The sequence below is a fragment of the Pseudomonas sp. FW305-96 genome, assembly GCF_058783825.1.
This window is the reverse complement of sequence record NZ_JBYSYW010000020.1, coordinates 38,008-54,870: the sequence shown is the minus strand read 5'-3', so window position 1 is coordinate 54,870 and position 16,863 is coordinate 38,008. Positions and strand designations below refer to the sequence as shown.

Genomic DNA, 16,863 nt, shown 5'->3' with positions numbered 1-16,863 from the left:
AGCCCATGAAAAACGCCACCCCTCGGGTGGCGTTTTCATTGGGGCCCGGGCAGACCGCCTAGGACATCGATTTGCCCACCTCGCCTTGCGCCGGCGCACCGGCATCCTCCTCGGTATCTTCCGCCGCCACCGGCGCCTGCATCACATCCTGCACCGTCTGCTCATCCACCCGCGGGTCGAGGGCCGCCGACAAGGGCGAGCCCGCCGCTGGCATCGCCACGTGCCCCAGCGGCGCATCCTGGACCTGGTGCAGCCCAGTGACTGCCTTGGGCCGAATGCGCCACACCAGCACCAACGCGAAGAACACGAAGAAGGCGTAGAGCATCTGCGCGCCCAGCAGCTTCATCAGCACCCCGGCCGCCAACGGTCCGATACAGGCGCCCACACCATAGGTGACCAGCAGCATGGCGGTCAGCGAGACCCGCCGCTCACTCTCCACGTGGTCATTGGAGAACGCCACCGCCAAGGGATACAGGCAGAACTGCAACAGCGAAATGACAAAGCCCATGGCGAACAGCAGCTCGAGCGGAACCCCCGGCAGGATCGCCAGCGGCGCGGCGGCCAGGGCCAGGCCGATGGCCACGCTGCGGATCAGCACGGCGCGATCATAGCGGTCGGAAAGCCAGCCCAGCGGCCACTGCACCAGCAGCCCGGCAAAGATGCAGCAGCCCATGAACAGGCCGATCTGCTCGGTGCTCAGACCCTGGCTGGACGCATACAGCGGCGCCAGGCCATAGAAGGAGCCGACGATCAGGCCCGAACCAAGCACCGTGGACAGCGATTGCGGCACGCGCTTGATGAAGAACTTCGGCTCCATCGGCGCCGGGCGCAACGGTGCGGGGTGAATGCGCCGGGTCATCGCCACCGGCACCAGGCACAAGGCAAAACACATCGCCACCAGCATCAGCAGTTCCGGCCCCAGTTGCGGGTGCACCACCAGGATCAACTGGCCGAGCACCAGCCCCAGGTAGGAGGCAATCATGTAGCCGCTGAACACCGCGCCACGGTGCTTGGCGTCGGCCTGTTCGTTGAGCCAGCTCTCGATAACCATGTACTGGCACATCATGCCCAGGCCGACGATCATGCGCAGCCCGACCCAGGCCGGCAGCCAGTTGGTCAGCCCATGCCCGAGCACCGCGGCGCCGACGATGCCGGCACAGGTGGCATAGGCACGGATATGCCCGACCCGGCCGATCAAGCGGTGTCCTACCTTCCCCCCCACCGCCAGGCCGAAGTAGTTGGCCGCCATCAACGCACCGATCCACAGGCTGTCGACATGATCGGCGGCCAGGCGCAAGGCCAGGTAGGTACTCAGCAGGCCCGAGCCGATCAGCATCATCAAGGCGGCGAAGTACAGCGACTGAAACGGCTTCCAGATATTTCGCATACGTCCCGTCAAGCTCCTTGACCAGGTGGCGTTGGGTTGCAGGCAAGCATAAAAGCAAATCCATCTTGGCACAGGCCCCCAGGCAGCAAAAAGAGCCATGGGGGCGCATCCAGTAGCGGTCGTGTCGCGCTCAGGCCTGCGCGGCCAGCACGCGGCGCTCCCAGGGGGTGATTTCATCGAAGAAATCGCTCAGCTCCAGGGTCTTGGTGGCGACGTAGCCTTCGATGAACTCCTTGCCGAACAGTTCCCGCGCCAGGTCGCTGCGCTTGAGCCGCTCAAGCGCGGCATGCAGGGTGCAAGGCAGGCTGAGGTGTTCCGGCACCTCGAACTCGCCCTGGATGGCCGGCGTCGGCGCGATCTGCCGCTCAATGCCGTGCAGGCCAGCGGCAAGGCTCGCGGCAATGGCCAGGTAGGGGTTGGCATCGGCGCCCGGCAGGCGGTTTTCCACCCGCCGCGCCACAGGCGAGCTGGCCGGAATGCGCAGGCCTGCAGCACGGTTGTCCTCGGACCAGCAGGCGTTGTTCGGTGACGCATAAGGGTGGCACAGGCGCTGGTAGGAATTGACGTTCGGCGCGAACAGCGCGGTGAAGTCGGCCAGGCAGGCCTGCAGGCCACCGATGAAATGGTGGAAGGTGTCGGTCGCCCTGCCCTGCTCGTCGCTGAACACGTTGCGCCCACTGCCGACCTCCACCAGGCTCTGGTGAATGTGCATCGAACTACCGGGTGTGTGTGCCAGTGGCTTGGCCATGCACACCACGATCAGGCCATGCTTGAGCGCGACCTCCTTGAGCAGGTGCTTGAACAGGAAGGTCTGGTCGGCCAGCAGCAAAGGATCGCCGTGCAGCAGGTTGATCTCGAACTGGCTGACACCCATCTCGTGCATGAAGGTGTCGCGTGGCAGGCCCAGCGCCGCCATGCAGCGGTATACCTCGTTGAAGAACGGGCGCAGACCGTTGTTGGAGCTGACACTGAAGGCCGAGTGGCCCATTTCCCGGCGTCCGTCCTTGCCCTGCGGCGGCTGGAACGGCTGGGTCGGATCGGCGTTGGCGGCAAAGACAAAGAATTCCAGCTCCGTCGCCACCACCGGGGCCAGCCCGCGCTGCGCATATCGGGCGATCACCGCCTTGAGCTGGCCACGGCTGGACAACCCTGAAGGGCTACCATCGAGTTCCACCGCATCGCAGATCGTCAACGCCCGAGGTTCGTCGCTCCAGGGCAGGCGATGGATCTGCGAGGGTTCGGCCACCAGCGCGAGGTCGCCATCGTCGCTGCCATAGTATTTTGCCGCCGGGTAACCGCCCATGATGCACTGCAGCAGCACGCCACGGGCCATCTGCAGGCGGCGCCCCTCAAGGAAGCCCTCGGCGGTCATCACCTTGCCGCGGGGCACGCCGTTGAGGTCGGGGGTAACGCACTCGATTTCATCGATGCCCTCCAGGAGCACTGCCTGGTTGCGCGGGCCTTCGGTCGTCATGACGCTGTCCTTCTTGTTGTGTTCGCATGCCGGGAATGGCGACGCACACAACATAGGCCCGGGGTGTTTAAAATATCAAGCACCCCAGGCACCGCGCCCGGATCATTGCTCGCGCAACGTCATGCCATTGGCCGGCAGCGGCAACGCGGTCTTGTAGCGCACCTGCTTCAAGGCAAAGCTGGAGCGAATGTTCGCCACCCCGGGCAAACGTGTCAAGTAATCGAGAAAGCGCTCCAGTGCCTGGATGCTTGGCAGCAGGACCCGCAGCAGGTAGTCGGGGTCGCCGGTCATCAGGTAACACTCCATCACCTCAGGGCGCTCGGCAATTTCTTCCTCGAAGCGGTGCAGCGACTGCTCCACCTGCTTTTCCAGGCTGACATGGATGAACACGTTCACATCCAGCCCCAGCGCCTCGGGTGACAACAACGTCACCTGCTGGCGAATCACCCCCAACTCCTCCATGGCCTTGACCCGGTTGAAGCACGGCGTGGGCGACAGGTTGACCGAGCGTGCCAGCTCCGCGTTGGTAATGCGGGCGTTTTCCTGCAGGCTGTTGAGGATGCCGATATCCGTTCGATCCAGTTTACGCATGAGAGAAATTGACCTGGTTTTTGTGTTTGTACGGAATGTTTATCTGCGCCACAGGAGAAAGGCAACGAACTTGAGAGAAAAATTCTCCTGCCGTCCCCCTATGATGTAAAAAGACGCTGACCTGCCAGTCACGAGCCGGCAGTCAGCGGCGGCCGCTTCAAAGCTCACAAAAACAACATTCGAGCGAGCGTAAAAAGCATGAACGAGTACGCCCCCCTGCGTCTGCATGTGCCCGAGCCTACAGGCCGGCCAGGCTGCCAGACCGATTTCTCCTACCTGCGCCTGAACGACGCGGGTCAAGTCCGTAAACCCCCTATCGATGTGGAAGCCGCCGACACCGCGGACCTTTCCTACAGCCTCGTGCGCGTGCTCAACGAGCATGGCGACGCCGTTGGCCCGTGGGCCGAGGGCATCGAGCCGCAGGTGCTGCGCCAGGGCATGCACGCCATGCTCAAGACGCGCATCTTCGACAGCCGCATGGTGGTTGCCCAGCGTCAGAAGAAGATGTCCTTCTACATGCAGAGCCTGGGCGAGGAAGCCATCGGCAGCGGCCAGGCCCTGGCCCTGAACCGCACCGACATGTGCTTCCCCACCTATCGCCAGCAGAGCATCCTGATGGCCCGCGATGTGTCGCTGGTCGACATGATCTGCCAGCTGCTGTCCAACACCCGTGACCCGCTCAAGGGCCGCCAGCTGCCGATCATGTATTCGGTGCGCGAGGCCGGCTTCTTCACCATCAGCGGCAACCTGGCCACCCAGTTCGTCCAGGCGGTCGGCTGGGCCATGGCCTCGGCGATCAAGGGCGATACCAAGATCGCCTCGGCATGGATCGGCGACGGCGCCACTGCCGAGTCCGACTTCCACACCGCGCTGACCTTCGCCCACGTCTACCGCGCCCCGGTGATCCTCAACGTGGTCAACAACCAGTGGGCGATCTCGACCTTCCAGGCCATCGCCGGTGGCGAGTCGACCACCTTCGCCGGCCGTGGCGTGGGTTGCGGCATCGCTTCGCTGCGTGTCGACGGCAACGACTTCATCGCGGTCTACGCCGCTTCGCGCTGGGCCGCCGAACGCGCCCGCCGCGGCTTGGGCCCGACGCTGATCGAATGGGTCACCTACCGCGCCGGCCCGCACTCGACTTCGGACGACCCGTCCAAGTACCGCCCGGCCGACGACTGGAGCCACTTCCCACTGGGCGACCCGATCGCCCGCCTCAAGCAACACCTGATCAAGCTTGGCCACTGGTCCGAGGAAGAACACCAGGCGGTCACCGCCGAGCTCGAGGCCGAGGTGATCAAGGCGCAGAAGGACGCCGAGCAGTTCGGCACCCTGAGCAACGGCCATATCCCCAGCGCCGCGTCGATGTTCGAGGACGTGTACAAGGAAATGCCCGACCACTTGCGCCGTCAGCGCCAGGAACTGGGGGTCTGAGATGAACGATCACAACAACAGCATCCATCTGGAAAACGCCATGTCCACCACCACCATGACCATGATCCAGGCCCTGCGCTCGGCCATGGATGTCATGCTCGAGCGCGATGACAACGTGGTGGTCTATGGCCAGGACGTTGGCTACTTCGGCGGCGTGTTCCGCTGCACTGAGGGCCTGCAGAGCAAGTACGGCAAGTCCCGCGTGTTCGACGCACCGATCTCCGAAAGCGGCATCGTCGGCACCGCCGTGGGCATGGGCGCCTATGGCCTGCGCCCGGTGGTCGAGATCCAGTTCGCCGACTACTTCTACCCCGCCTCCGACCAGATCGTCTCGGAGATGGCCCGCCTGCGCTATCGCTCGGCCGGCGAGTTCATCTCCCCGCTGACCCTGCGCATGCCTTGCGGCGGCGGCATCTACGGCGGCCAGACCCACAGCCAGAGCCCCGAGGCGATGTTCACCCAGGTCTGCGGCCTGCGCACCGTCATGCCATCGAACCCCTACGACGCCAAGGGCCTGCTGATCGCCTCGATCGAATGCGACGATCCGGTGATCTTCCTCGAGCCCAAGCGCCTGTACAACGGCCCGTTCGACGGCCACCACGACCGTCCGGTGACGCCGTGGTCCAAGCACCCGCACAGCGCCGTGCCGGATGGCTACTACAGCGTGCCGCTGGACAAGGCGGTGATTACCCGCCCAGGCAACGACGTCACCGTGCTGACCTATGGCACCACCGTGTATGTGTCGCAAGTGGCCGCCGAAGAGAGCGGCGTCGACGCCGAGGTCATCGACCTGCGCAGCCTGTGGCCGCTGGACCTGGAGACCATCGTCGAGTCGGTGAAGAAAACCGGCCGCTGCGTGGTCGTGCACGAAGCCACCCGCACCTGCGGCTTCGGCGCGGAGCTGGTATCGCTGGTTCAGGAGCACTGCTTCCATCACCTCGAAGCGCCGATCGAGCGCGTCACCGGCTGGGATACCCCCTACCCCCACGCACAGGAATGGGCCTACTTCCCCGGCCCTTCACGGGTAGGCGCGGCACTGAAACGGGTCATGGAGGTCTGAATGGGCACGCACGTCATCAAGATGCCGGACATTGGCGAAGGCATCGCGCAAGTCGAGTTGGTGGAATGGTTCGTCAAGGTCGGCGATGTGATCGCCGAAGATCAAGTGGTGGCCGATGTCATGACCGACAAGGCCACCGTGGAAATTCCTTCGCCGGTCAGCGGCAAGGTGCTGGCCCTGGGCGGCCAGCCCGGTGAGGTGATGGCGGTCGGCAGCGAGCTGATCCGCATCGAGGTCGAAGGCAGCGGCAACCATGTCGACACGCCCCAGGCCAAGCCGGCCGAGCCGGCACCGGCAGCGGTACAGGCCGCGGCCCGCCCCGAGCCACGCGTCGAGTCCCAGCCGCAGGTTGCCGCAACCCACGCAACCGCGCCCATCGTGCCGCGCGAGGCCCACGACAAGCCACTGGCCTCCCCGGCGGTGCGCAAGCGCGCCCTGGATGCCGGTATCGAGCTGCGCTACGTGCACGGTAGCGGCCCGGCCGGGCGCATCCTGCATGAAGACCTCGACGCCTTCATCAGCAAGCCGCAGAGCAGCACTGGCCAGGCGCCAGGGGGCTATGGCAAGCGCACCGACAGCGAGGAGGTACCGGTGATCGGCCTGCGCCGCAAGATCGCCCAGCGCATGCAGGACGCCAAGCGTCGTGTCGCCCACTTCAGCTACGTCGAGGAAATCGACGTCACCGCCCTCGAGGCCCTGCGTCAGCAGCTCAACGCCAAGCATGGCGACAGCCGCGGCAAGCTGACCCTGCTGCCGTTCCTGGTGCGCGCCATGGTCGTCGCCCTGCGCGACTTCCCGCAGATCAACGCCACCTACGACGACGAAGCCCAGGTCATCACCCGCCACGGCGCGGTGCACGTCGGCATCGCCACCCAGGGTGACAACGGCCTGATGGTGCCCGTGCTGCGCCACGCCGAAGCCGGCAGCCTGTGGAGCAACGCCAGCGAGATTGCCCGTGTCGCTAACGCGGCGCGCAACAACAAGGCCAGCCGTGAAGAGCTGTCCGGCTCGACCATCACCCTGACCAGCCTCGGCGCCCTCGGCGGCATCGTCAGCACACCGGTGGTCAATACCCCGGAAGTGGCGATCGTCGGCGTCAACCGCATGGTCGAACGGCCGGTGGTGATCGACGGCCAGATCGTCGTGCGCAAGATGATGAACCTGTCCAGCTCGTTCGACCACCGCGTGGTCGATGGCATGGATGCCGCACTGTTCATCCAGGCCGTGCGCGGCCTGCTGGAACAGCCCGCCTGCCTGTTCGTGGAGTGATCATGCAAGAGCTCATCAACACCACCCTGCTGATCATCGGTGGCGGCCCCGGCGGCTATGTGGCCGCCATCCGCGCCGGGCAACTGGGGATCCCCACCGTCCTGGTCGAAGGCCAGGCCCTGGGCGGCACCTGCCTGAACATCGGCTGCATTCCGTCCAAGGCGCTGATCCATGTGGCCGAGCAGTTCCACCAGGCCAGCCGCTACACCGAACCCTCACCGCTGGGCATCAGCGTGTCCTCGCCGCGCCTGGACATCAGCCGCAGCGTCGAGTGGAAGGACGGCATCGTCGACCGCCTCACCAGCGGTGTCGCCGCGCTGCTGAAAAAACATGGTGTGAAGGTGATCCACGGCTGGGCGAAGATCCTCGACGGCAAGAGCATCGAAGTCGACGGCCAGCGCATCCAGTGCGAACACCTGCTGCTGGCCACCGGCTCCAGCAGTGTCGAACTGCCGATGCTGCCGATTGGCGGGCCGATCATTTCCTCCACCGAGGCCCTGGCGCCCAAGGCCATGCCCGAGCACCTGGTGGTGGTCGGCGGCGGCTACATCGGCCTGGAGCTGGGCATCGCCTACCGCAAGCTCGGCGCCAAGGTCAGCGTGGTGGAAGCCCGCGATCGCATCCTGCCGACCTACGACGCGGAGCTCACCGCGCCGGTGGCTGACTCGATCAAGAAACTCGGCATCGCGCTGTACCTGGGCCACAGTGTCGAAGGCTATGCCGACGGTTGCCTGCTGGCCAGCGACGGCCAAGGTGGCCAGCTGCGCCTGGAGGCTGACCAGGTGCTGGTGGCCGTGGGTCGCCGCCCACGCACCAAAGGCTTCGGCCTGGAAAGCCTGGACTTGAAGATGAACGGCGCTGCCATCGCCATTGACGAGCGCTGCCAGACCAGCATGCGCAACGTCTGGGCCATCGGCGACGTGGCCGGCGAGCCGATGCTCGCGCACCGGGCCATGGCACAGGGTGAGATGGTCGCCGAGATCATCGCCGGCAAGACACGGCGCTTCGAGCCGACCGCAATCGCCGCGGTGTGCTTCACAGACCCGGAAGTGGTGGTGGTCGGCAAGACCCCGGAGCAGGCCGGCCAGCAAGGTGTGGATTGCATCGTCGCGCAGTTCCCCTTCGCCGCCAACGGCCGGGCCATGAGCCTGGAGTCGAAGAGCGGTTTCGTGCGCGTGGTGGCTCGCCGCGACAACCACCTGATCCTCGGCTGGCAAGCCGTGGGCGTGGCGGTTTCCGAACTGTCCAGCGCCTTCGCCCAGTCCCTGGAGATGGGCGCGCGCCTGGAAGACATCGCCGGGACCATTCATGCCCACCCGACGCTGGGCGAGGCGGTGCAGGAAGCGGCGCTGCGCGCGCTGGGGCACGCACTGCACATCTGATTGAAGACACTGAAGCGGCAATAGCCGATTTTGCCCGCTGCGCCCCAGGCGCCGCGGGTCCTTTTTTTACCATCACTCGGCTACGGTGTTTTTGCCTTGCGCCTTGGCCCGATACAGCGCCTGGTCTGCCCGCGCCAGCAACCCGCCGGCATCGTCCCCCTCGCGCCACTGCACCACGCCATAGCTCATGGTCAGCCGGCACGTGCCGATAGGCTCGATCGCCGCCATCGCCACGCGGATCGACGACGCCACCGCACAGGCTTGCTGCAGCGACGTGTGCGGCAACACCACGGCAAACTCATCACCTCCCCAACGCGCCAGCAGCCCCCGACCGCCCAGGCACTGACGGATACGCTCGGTGACCTCGATCAGCGCCGCGTCGCCACGGGCATGACCGTGCAGGTCGTTGATCGGCTTGAAGTCGTCCAGGTCCATGGCGATCAATGCCAGTGGCTCACGGAAGCGCCGGGCGCGCTCGCACTCCTGCTGAAGCGTTTTCTCCAGGCGATAACGGTTGGCGGTGCGGGTCAACGCATCCCGCTCGGCCAGTTCGCGGTTCTCATCCAGTTGCCGCTGCAATTGCTGGTTGACCCATGACAGCTCACGGGTACGCTCGGCCACCTGGCCCTCCAGCGATTGGTTGCGCTGTTCGAGCTCCTCCACCAGGCGCTTGCCGGCGTCGATATTGCGATGAGCCCCGAGCATTCGCGCCACCGTGCCATCGGCGTTGCGGGCGATGATATGGCCGCTGTCCTCGACCCACAGGTAACTGCCATCGTGGCAACGGCACCGGTACTCGATGCGGTAGTGCTCGTTGCGCTGGGTGATGTAGGCCTCGAAATGCGCCATCACCCGCGGATAGTCCTGCGGGTGTATCACGCTTTCCCAGGTCAGCACGGAGTTGTCCAGCGAGTGGCTGGGGTAACCCAGCATCGCGTACCAGCCTGAGTTGCGGTAGACGTAGCCGCTGTTGGCATCCCAGTCCCAGATGCCGTCGCTGATCAGCTCGAACAAGGTGTGCAATTGCTGCTCGGTGAAGCCGGCCGGTATCGGCTTTGCTGCCTGACTCATGGACGCTCTCCCTGTTGCCCAGCAACTGCGCCCCGTAACCGGTGCAGCCGACACTCGCTATTTTTTGCCGCTAGCGGCAATACCGTTCCTCTGCCGGGCAAGCATATTCCGAGCGAGAAGTCGCCGGAATAGCCGTAGGGCCTATTTTGCCGCTCCACCATCGCTGGCACAGCTTTTGCCACTTTAGTCGCCTCTCTAACAGTCATTTACGGAGGAAACATGCTTATCACAGCGAACGGCCTGGGGTGGCAGACCGTGCAGCAACAGCAACGCAGCGCTCTCGAACAGCCTGCAGCACAGTTGCCCGCGCTCCAGCCGCTGATGGCCAGCGCGAAAACCTCGGCGCAGCAGAACAATCAGGGCAGCACCTCGCAGCAGCACGCTGAAGACAATCGCAAGGAGGCCTTCGCCAAGCTGATGGTCATGCTGCAGAATCCAGACGCGGCCAAGCGTGAGCAGGCCAGCGTGGGCAAACAGGAAGGCTCCAGCGCCCTGCAGGAGTTTCGTGATTACATGGCCAAGTCGCCTGCGGAGAAGATCAAGGAACAAATGCTGCAGGAGATGGGCCTGACTCCTGAGGAGTACGACGCCCTGCCGCCTGAGCAGCAAGTGAGGATCGACCAGCAGATCGCCCAACGCTTGCAGGACGAGGTCGAGCGCAAAACCCAGGCCAGGCTCGAACAGCAGGCGCAGCGAGAACAGGCCCCCACCCAGCCGCAAAGCGTCCTGAACTCGACAAATGACGATGATGCCGAGCGACGCTACACCGCCAAGCTTTGAGCCGGGATTTGTCCCCGGTTCAGTAGAAGCGTTTCGGATCCCCTGACTCGAGCAGGCTGGCCAACTGGGTCAGGGCGAAGCGCAACTCCTCCCGGCTGGTCGGCGACATCAGCACGACCCGCACGCCACGTGGATCGCCTGTGCGCTCCACCTGGAACTGGCTGGCGCTCATGACCGCCACGCCATTGGCTCTCGCCAGCATCGCGAACTCGTCGCTGCGCCATGGTTCGGGCAAGTTGAGCCAAAGGTGGTAGCTGTGCGGCTGGCTTTGCAACGACGCATCGGTGAAGACTTCACGGGCGATGGCTTGGCGTGCCGCAGCCTCGGCGCGGTGCATGCGGATCAGCTGGCTGTCCAGCCCTTCGCCGATCACATGGCTGGCCAGTTGCGCGGTCAACGGCGAAGGCATCCACACCGTGCTGCGTACCATGGCAGTCAGCCGCGACAGCAGTTTCGGCGGGCTGTACAGGTAGCCGATGCGCAACGCCGGCATGACGGACTTGGACAGGCTGGTGAGGTAGATCGAACGCTCCGGTGCAAAAGTCGCCAGCGGCCGGGCCTGTGGATCAGTGGCGAGGAAGCCGTAGATGTCGTCGTCCAGCAACAGGAAGTCGAACTCCTCCGCCAGCGCCGCGATCTGGGCGCGGCGCTCGTTGGACATGATTGCCGTGGTCGGGTTCTGACAGGTTGCCACACACACCAGCATGGCTGGCCGCTCGCGCTGGCAGATCTCACGCAACGCCTCGGGGATGATGCCCTGCTCGTCCATCGGCACACCACGCAGGCGGCGGCCCAGGCCGTGAGCCACGGAGATGATACCCGGGTAGCACAGCGACTCGCACAGCACCAGATCGCCCGCCCCGGTCAAGGCGCTGATCGCCACCATCAGCCCGTGCTGGGCGCCGCTGGTGATGACCACCTGCTGCCACTGCGCACCCGGCAGCCACTGCCGTAACCATTGCGCGCCCGCCTCGCGATGCGCCGGATGGCCGCCGTCGGGGGCGTAGTCCAGCACCTGCTCCAGCCGCGCGGTATTGGCCAGTTCGGTCAGCGCGCTGCGCAACCAGTACTGCAGGGTTTCACCGTAGGGCTTGATGATCGACAGGTCGAGCACTTCGCTGCGGGCAACGGGCGCTGCGACGGAGGTCGCGCGGGTAACGGCAGGGGCCTCGCCCGTGTCGGCGATCCGGTCAAGAACGTAGGTGCCGCGGCCCACCTCGCCCTGGGTCAGGCCGCGACGCGACGCCTCGGTATAGGCGCGGCTGATGGTGCCTGGCGTAACGTCCAGTGCCTGCGCCAGTTCGCGTAGCGTCGGCAAGCGCTCGCCACGTCGCAGGGCGCCACTGGCGATATCGTGCGCCAGCGCATCGGCGATGGACAGGTAGACAGGCTGATTGCTTTCGCTGATCCGTGGAACCCACATGAGACGGCTACCGGGCTTAAATGATTGAAATTTGAACACACAGACCGACTTGAGTCGATCCACCGCGCGATTCAAGTTGTGAACAGCAGCCGCGTGAGAGCTGCCCCGCTTGAATTCAGGCCACGTTACCGTATAGATTCAATTTGAATCGAATCAATCGAATCAATCAACTCACCTGGACTCGCCATGGATAATCTCAGAAAGGATTTTTCCCTCTCCGCCCTGGTCGCCGGCCTGATCGCCGTGATCATCTCCTACGCCGGCCCCTTGATCATCGTGTTCCAGGCCGCCGACCAAGCCGGCCTGGGCAACGAAGCGACCGCATCGTGGATCTGGGCCATTTCCATCGGCAGCGGCCTGACCGGCCTGCTGCTGAGCTGGAAACTGCGGGTACCGGTGATCACCGCCTGGTCCACGCCCGGCGCGGCGCTGCTGGTATCGATGCTGCCGAGCGTGTCACTGGCTCAAGCGGTGGGCGCCTATATCGTCGCCTCGCTGCTGATCGCGGTGATCGCCCTGAGCGGCGCCTTCGACAAGTTGATGAATCGCCTGCCAAAGGCCATCGCCGCGGCGATGCTGGCCGGCATCCTGTTCCGCTTCGGCGCCGAGCTGTTCAGCTCGATCCGCCTGCAGCCCGTGCTGGTGCTGTCGATGCTGGCGAGTTACCTGCTGTTCAAGCGCCTGTCGCCGCGCTACGCGATTCTTTCGGTGCTGATCGTCGGCTGCGGCCTCGCCGCCGGCCTGGGACAGTTGGACACCCAGGCGCTGGTGCTGGAAATGACCGTCCCCACCTGGACCAGCCCGCAGTGGAGCTGGCAGGCCATTGTCAATGTCGGCCTGCCCTTGGCGCTGGTGTCGCTCACCGGCCAGTCGGTGCCCGGTATCGCCGTGCTGCGCACCTCCGGCTATCAGGTACCGGCACGCCCGATCGTCTCGGTCACCGCCCTGGGTTCGCTGCTGCTGGCGCCATTCGGCTGCCACGGCGTCAACCTGGCGGCGATCACAGCGGCTATCTGCACCGGTCGCGAAGCCCACGAGAACCCGGACAAGCGCTATATCGCCGGCATGGCCTGCGGTGCTTTGTATCTGCTGATGGGCAGCTTCGGCGCCACCTTGGCCTCGGTGTTCGCCGCCCTGCCGAGGGAACTGATAGCCGCCCTCGCCGGCCTGGCACTGTTCGGCGCCATCGCCAACGGTCTGGTGGGCGCCATGAGTGACGAAAAACAACGGGAACCGGCGCTGATCACCTTCCTGGTCACCGCCTCTGGGATGAGCTTGCTCGGCCTTGGCGCCGCATTCTGGGGGCTGATCTTCGGGCTGGCTGCACACCTCGCCCTGAGCCACAGACAAACGTCTCGACAGCCCCGGGAAGGCATCCAGGCAAGGTAAACGAAGGAGAATTGGAAAGAGATGGCGTCCCAGGCAGGATTTGAACCTGCAACCTTCCCCTTAGGAGGGGGATGCTCTATCCAATTGAGCTACTGAGACACAGAGGCCGACAACAGACGCTGCGCGGCGGGGACGGCGAGCATGTTAACCAGCATGTGCGCATTTGTCATGTATCAATCGGGCATTATGCTCGTCGGCCTTTTTCCCTGCGTATCAGCGATCACGCCTTCGGCGCGCAACAGCGCGATCAAAGCTTCCACCGCACCGGCCAACGGCCCGGAATTGTCCACGACATGCACACCGGGATCGTAGGCCTGCAGCCGGAAATTGCGGGCCAGGCGTTGCTCGATCTGCTCGGTGCTTTCTCTTCCCCGGGCCAGCAAGCGCTGGCGCAGCACCTGCGGGGAAACAACCAGTCCCACGGCCACGAGATCAGGGTAGCGCTGCCGGGCGATCGACAGGTACGCACGCGAGCCGTTGACCAGTACCGAGCGCCCCGCAGCGAGCCATGCATCCAGTTGCGCAGGGATGCCATAGCGCAGGCCATTGGCCTGCCAGTCCAACGCAAAGGCCCCCGCTTCGCGCATTGCCTCGAAACGTTCGGCGCTCACGCCATGTGCGGCTTCACCCTTGGCTTCGGCCGAACGCGTGATGACCCGCCGAGCGATTTCGACCCCCTGGGTGAACAATCGCTCACGGGCCGCCTCGAGCAGGGAATCTTTTCCTGAACCAGACGGTCCCATAAGGAATATCAGGCGCCCCCTTGAGGCCGCCCCACCGCTTGCGTCATATTGCATAGCCACTATGCTCAATGTATGGGAAACCAGCGCATTTGATGATTTTCCCTGACCCTTTGCTGTCTTTTACCAGATTTTGACGGCATTTGTCTGACACCTGTGCAATTCGATGAATGTGAAACTTTTCAAACCAGTGCTCATTTCTGATAATTGGTACTGGCAAAAAGCCTTTATCGAGATCACTATTTGTCACAGAATTGACGCCAAGGAAACGGCGATCATGAGGCAAGATGAAGAACCAAAATCACATCACGGTTGAACATTTTGTCGTCGCCGCGGTCGTACTTCCACCGTGCGGCCAATTTGAGAACCGCTCCCCTGAACCAGAACAACCGGTCAATTTATATGCGCCCAATGAAACAGGCTATCTACTCCAGCCGCACCGCTGACAAGTTTGTCGTCCGCCTGCCAGACGGGATGCGTGAGCGCATTGCCGAGGTAGCGCGCAACCATCACCGCAGCATGAACTCCGAGATCATCGCCCGCCTGGAGCAGAGCCTTATCCAGGAAGGTGCTCTGGGTGACGAGCTGAGCATGCGCCTGGACAGCCCAGAGCTCAGCCTTCACGAACGCGAACTGCTGCAACGCTTCCGCCAGTTGTCCCACCGCCAGCAGAATGCGCTGGTCGCCCTCATCGCCCACGATGTGGAAATGGCCGCCGACGCGCCCTGATCCTCCAAGCGCACACAAAAAAGCCAGCGTAAGCTGGCTTTCTTGTTTCTGGCGTCCCGTCGGCCTACATCAGGAACAACGTTGCCAGGCCGAGGAAGATGAAGAAACCACCGCTGTCGGTCACGGCAGTGATCATCACGCTCGAGCCCATTGCCGGATCTCGGCCCAGGCGCGTCAGCGTCATCGGGATCAATACACCCATCAGCGCTGCCAGCAGCAAGTTCAAGGTCATCGCGGCGGTCATGACCAGCCCCAGCGACCAGCTGCCATACAGCCAGAACGCCACCACCCCGATCACACCGCCCCAGACCAGGCCATTGATCAACGATACCGCCAGCTCCTTGCGCATCAGGCGACTGGTGTTGCCTGGTGACACCTGGTCCAGCGCCATGGCGCGAACGATCATGGTAATGGTCTGGTTGCCGGAGTTACCGCCGATGCCGGCAACGATCGGCATCAATGCCGCCAGGGCCACCAGCTTCTCGATGGAGCCTTCGAACAGACCGATCACCCGCGACGCGACAAACGCGGTAATCAGGTTGATTGCCAGCCACGCCCAACGGTTGCGCAGCGAGCGCCAGACCGAGGCGAAGATGTCTTCCTCTTCGCGCAGACCGGCCATGTTGAGCACTTCGCTCTCACTTTCCTCACGGATCAGATCGACCATTTCATCGATGGTCAGGCGGCCGATCAAGCGCTCTTTCTTGTCCACCACCGGAGCGGATACCAAGTCGTATCGCTCAAAGGCCTGAGCCGCGTCGTAGGCATCTTCCTCGGGGTGGAAGGTCACCGGGTCATTGGCCATGACCTCCGCGACCTTCTTGTCCGGGTCGTTGACCAACAACCGCTTGATGGGCAGCACGCCCTTGAGGATACCGTCGTAATCGACCACGAACAGCTTGTCGGTGTGCCCTGGCAGCTCCTTGAGCCGGCGCAGGTAGCGCAATACCACTTCGAGGCTGACATCCTCGCGGATGGTGACCATCTCGAAGTCCATCAATGCACCGACCTGCTCCTCGTCATAGCTCAGGGCCGAGCGCACACGCTCGCGCTGCTGGGCATCGAGACTCTCCATGAGTTCATGGACGACGTCGCGGGGCAATTCCGGAGCCAGGTCGGCGAGTTCGTCGGCGTCCATCTCCTTGGCGGCCGCCAGCAACTCGTGATCGTCCATGTCGGCGATCAGGGTCTGGCGCACGGCATCGGAGACTTCAAGCAGGATGTCGCCGTCACGGTCGGAGCGCACAAGCTGCCAGACCGTCAGGCGATCGTCCAGTGGCAGGGCTTCGAGGATGTAGGCGATGTCGGCGGGGTGCAGGTCATCGAGCTTGCGCTGCAGCTCGACCAGGTTCTGGCGGTGCACCAGGTTTTCCACCAGGTCATGGTGATGACCTTCCTGACGGTGCGTCAGGTCCTCGACCACCCGCTGGCGCTGCAACAGTTCGATCACCTGGGCCAGGCGATCCTGCAGGCTGTCTTGGGTTTTCTTTACTTCGATTTCGGTCATAGGCGAACTCCACTCCCAGCAGCGGAGCACGCCGGGAGAATCAATCGGTCAGATCTGTCTGTATGAAGCGTGTTAGCGAGTAACTACTGGGTAAGTCCATGGTGGTATTCCACAAGCCCCGGCGGGGCTGACGGGCGCAATCATACACTGTGCAAGCTGTCGGATCGCTTAAATTTTTGGCTAGAACAATCGTTTGCGTGCTAAAGCTGTGACAACGCTCGAAGCCATCAGTGCGACGGTTGCTCTGGCGTTAAAAGCACATTCGTTTTGTGTCGATTCGATCTACAGCTGCGAATCCTTGCAAGGATCGCCTACAGCAGTAGCTTAGATGGACATCTGCGACAATTCAGCGCATGCGGAAAACAAAAAGCCCGCTCAAATGAGCGGGCTTCTTGATGTGTGGCGGACTCAGCAGGATTCGAACCTGCGACCGCTCGGTTCGTAGCCGAGTACTCTATCCAGCTGAGCTATGAGTCCGTGGTTGGTAGTTTTAGGCCAGATTACCACTGGCTTGTTGAAGCGTCTTTGCAAGCAGAGCCACTTCAAAAAGTGGCGGACTCAGCAGGATTCGAACCTGCGACCGCTCGGTTCGTAGCCGAGTACTCTATCCAGCTGAGCTATGAGTCCGTG

At 63.6% G+C, this 16,863-nt stretch carries 14 protein-coding genes and 3 tRNA genes; 7 read left to right on the top strand and 10 right to left on the bottom strand.

Features of this window, described 5'->3' with window-relative positions:
• Positions 1 to 58: 58 nt before the first annotated feature.
• The 3 genes from AC3WL2_RS16175 to bkdR form a co-directional block, all read right to left on the bottom strand.
• A complete protein-coding gene (locus tag AC3WL2_RS16175; protein ID WP_102683075.1) occupies positions 59 to 1,387 on the bottom strand; it encodes an MFS transporter in 1,329 nt (442 codons plus the stop codon).
• A gap of 130 nt (positions 1,388 to 1,517) precedes the next feature.
• On the bottom strand, positions 1,518 to 2,759 hold the full coding sequence (locus AC3WL2_RS16170; protein ID WP_173862434.1) for a glutamine synthetase family protein: 1,242 nt from the start codon (positions 2,757 to 2,759) through the stop codon (positions 1,518 to 1,520).
• A gap of 204 nt (positions 2,760 to 2,963) precedes the next feature.
• The gene (gene bkdR, locus AC3WL2_RS16165) at positions 2,964 to 3,452 is read right to left on the bottom strand and encodes a Bkd operon transcriptional regulator BkdR (protein ID WP_028691050.1); all 489 of its coding nucleotides are present in this window, start codon (positions 3,450 to 3,452) and stop codon (positions 2,964 to 2,966) included.
• Positions 3,453 to 3,650: 198 nt separating this feature from the next.
• Here bkdR and AC3WL2_RS16160 point away from each other — a divergent pair, with 198 nt between their 5' ends.
• Genes AC3WL2_RS16160 through lpdA form a run of 4 tightly spaced genes read left to right on the top strand, consistent with a single transcriptional unit; the run spans position 3,651 to position 8,594 of the window.
• A complete protein-coding gene (locus AC3WL2_RS16160; RefSeq protein ID WP_094011875.1) occupies positions 3,651 to 4,883 on the top strand; it encodes a 3-methyl-2-oxobutanoate dehydrogenase (2-methylpropanoyl-transferring) subunit alpha in 1,233 nt (410 codons plus the stop codon).
• A gap of 1 nt (position 4,884) precedes the next feature.
• Complete coding sequence (locus AC3WL2_RS16155) at positions 4,885 to 5,943, top strand: alpha-ketoacid dehydrogenase subunit beta (protein WP_102683077.1); 1,059 nt, start codon at positions 4,885 to 4,887, stop codon at positions 5,941 to 5,943.
• Entirely contained in the window at positions 5,944 to 7,212 is a 1,269-nt protein-coding gene (locus AC3WL2_RS16150) for a dihydrolipoamide acetyltransferase family protein (RefSeq protein WP_102683078.1), read from the top strand.
• 2 nt (positions 7,213 to 7,214) lie between these two features.
• A complete protein-coding gene (lpdA, locus tag AC3WL2_RS16145) occupies positions 7,215 to 8,594 on the top strand; it encodes a dihydrolipoyl dehydrogenase (protein ID WP_102683079.1) in 1,380 nt (459 codons plus the stop codon).
• A 72-nt stretch (positions 8,595 to 8,666) separates the two neighbouring features.
• On the opposite strand, the gene AC3WL2_RS16140 is transcribed toward lpdA, so the two are convergent.
• Positions 8,667 to 9,665 carry a sensor domain-containing diguanylate cyclase gene (locus AC3WL2_RS16140; RefSeq protein WP_102683080.1) on the bottom strand — a complete coding sequence of 333 codons (999 nt, stop codon included), beginning with the start codon at positions 9,663 to 9,665 and terminating at the stop codon, positions 8,667 to 8,669.
• A gap of 219 nt (positions 9,666 to 9,884) precedes the next feature.
• Here AC3WL2_RS16140 and AC3WL2_RS16135 point away from each other — a divergent pair, with 219 nt between their 5' ends.
• The gene (locus AC3WL2_RS16135; protein ID WP_177431936.1) at positions 9,885 to 10,445 is read left to right on the top strand and encodes a hypothetical protein; all 561 of its coding nucleotides are present in this window, start codon (positions 9,885 to 9,887) and stop codon (positions 10,443 to 10,445) included.
• 19 nt (positions 10,446 to 10,464) lie between these two features.
• On the opposite strand, the gene AC3WL2_RS16130 is transcribed toward AC3WL2_RS16135, so the two are convergent.
• Complete coding sequence (locus AC3WL2_RS16130; protein WP_102683081.1) at positions 10,465 to 11,868, bottom strand: aminotransferase-like domain-containing protein; 1,404 nt, start codon at positions 11,866 to 11,868, stop codon at positions 10,465 to 10,467.
• A 186-nt stretch (positions 11,869 to 12,054) separates the two neighbouring features.
• Between AC3WL2_RS16130 and AC3WL2_RS16125 the strand changes: the two genes are divergently transcribed.
• Positions 12,055 to 13,257: a benzoate/H(+) symporter BenE family transporter gene (locus AC3WL2_RS16125; RefSeq protein WP_102683082.1), complete on the top strand. Its 1,203-nt coding sequence runs from the start codon at positions 12,055 to 12,057 to the stop codon at positions 13,255 to 13,257.
• A gap of 22 nt (positions 13,258 to 13,279) precedes the next feature.
• Here the strand turns inward: AC3WL2_RS16125 and AC3WL2_RS16120 are convergent.
• Positions 13,280 to 13,356 (bottom strand) — tRNA-Arg (locus AC3WL2_RS16120).
• Between the two features lie 74 nt (positions 13,357 to 13,430).
• Positions 13,431 to 14,054 carry a phosphonate metabolism protein/1,5-bisphosphokinase (PRPP-forming) PhnN gene (phnN, locus tag AC3WL2_RS16115; RefSeq protein WP_102683083.1) on the bottom strand — a complete coding sequence of 208 codons (624 nt, stop codon included), beginning with the start codon at positions 14,052 to 14,054 and terminating at the stop codon, positions 13,431 to 13,433.
• Between the two features lie 345 nt (positions 14,055 to 14,399).
• Here phnN and AC3WL2_RS16110 point away from each other — a divergent pair, with 345 nt between their 5' ends.
• Positions 14,400 to 14,726: an Arc family DNA-binding protein gene (locus AC3WL2_RS16110; RefSeq protein WP_102683085.1), complete on the top strand. Its 327-nt coding sequence runs from the start codon at positions 14,400 to 14,402 to the stop codon at positions 14,724 to 14,726.
• Positions 14,727 to 14,790: 64 nt separating this feature from the next.
• On the opposite strand, the gene mgtE is transcribed toward AC3WL2_RS16110, so the two are convergent.
• From mgtE to AC3WL2_RS16095, 3 genes are all read right to left on the bottom strand, one after another.
• A complete protein-coding gene (gene mgtE / locus AC3WL2_RS16105) occupies positions 14,791 to 16,233 on the bottom strand; it encodes a magnesium transporter (protein WP_023629439.1) in 1,443 nt (480 codons plus the stop codon).
• 400 nt (positions 16,234 to 16,633) lie between these two features.
• Positions 16,634 to 16,710, bottom strand: a tRNA-Arg gene (locus AC3WL2_RS16100).
• A gap of 73 nt (positions 16,711 to 16,783) precedes the next feature.
• Positions 16,784 to 16,860: transfer RNA gene (locus AC3WL2_RS16095), tRNA-Arg, on the bottom strand.
• Between the last annotated feature and the right edge of the window lie 3 nt (positions 16,861 to 16,863).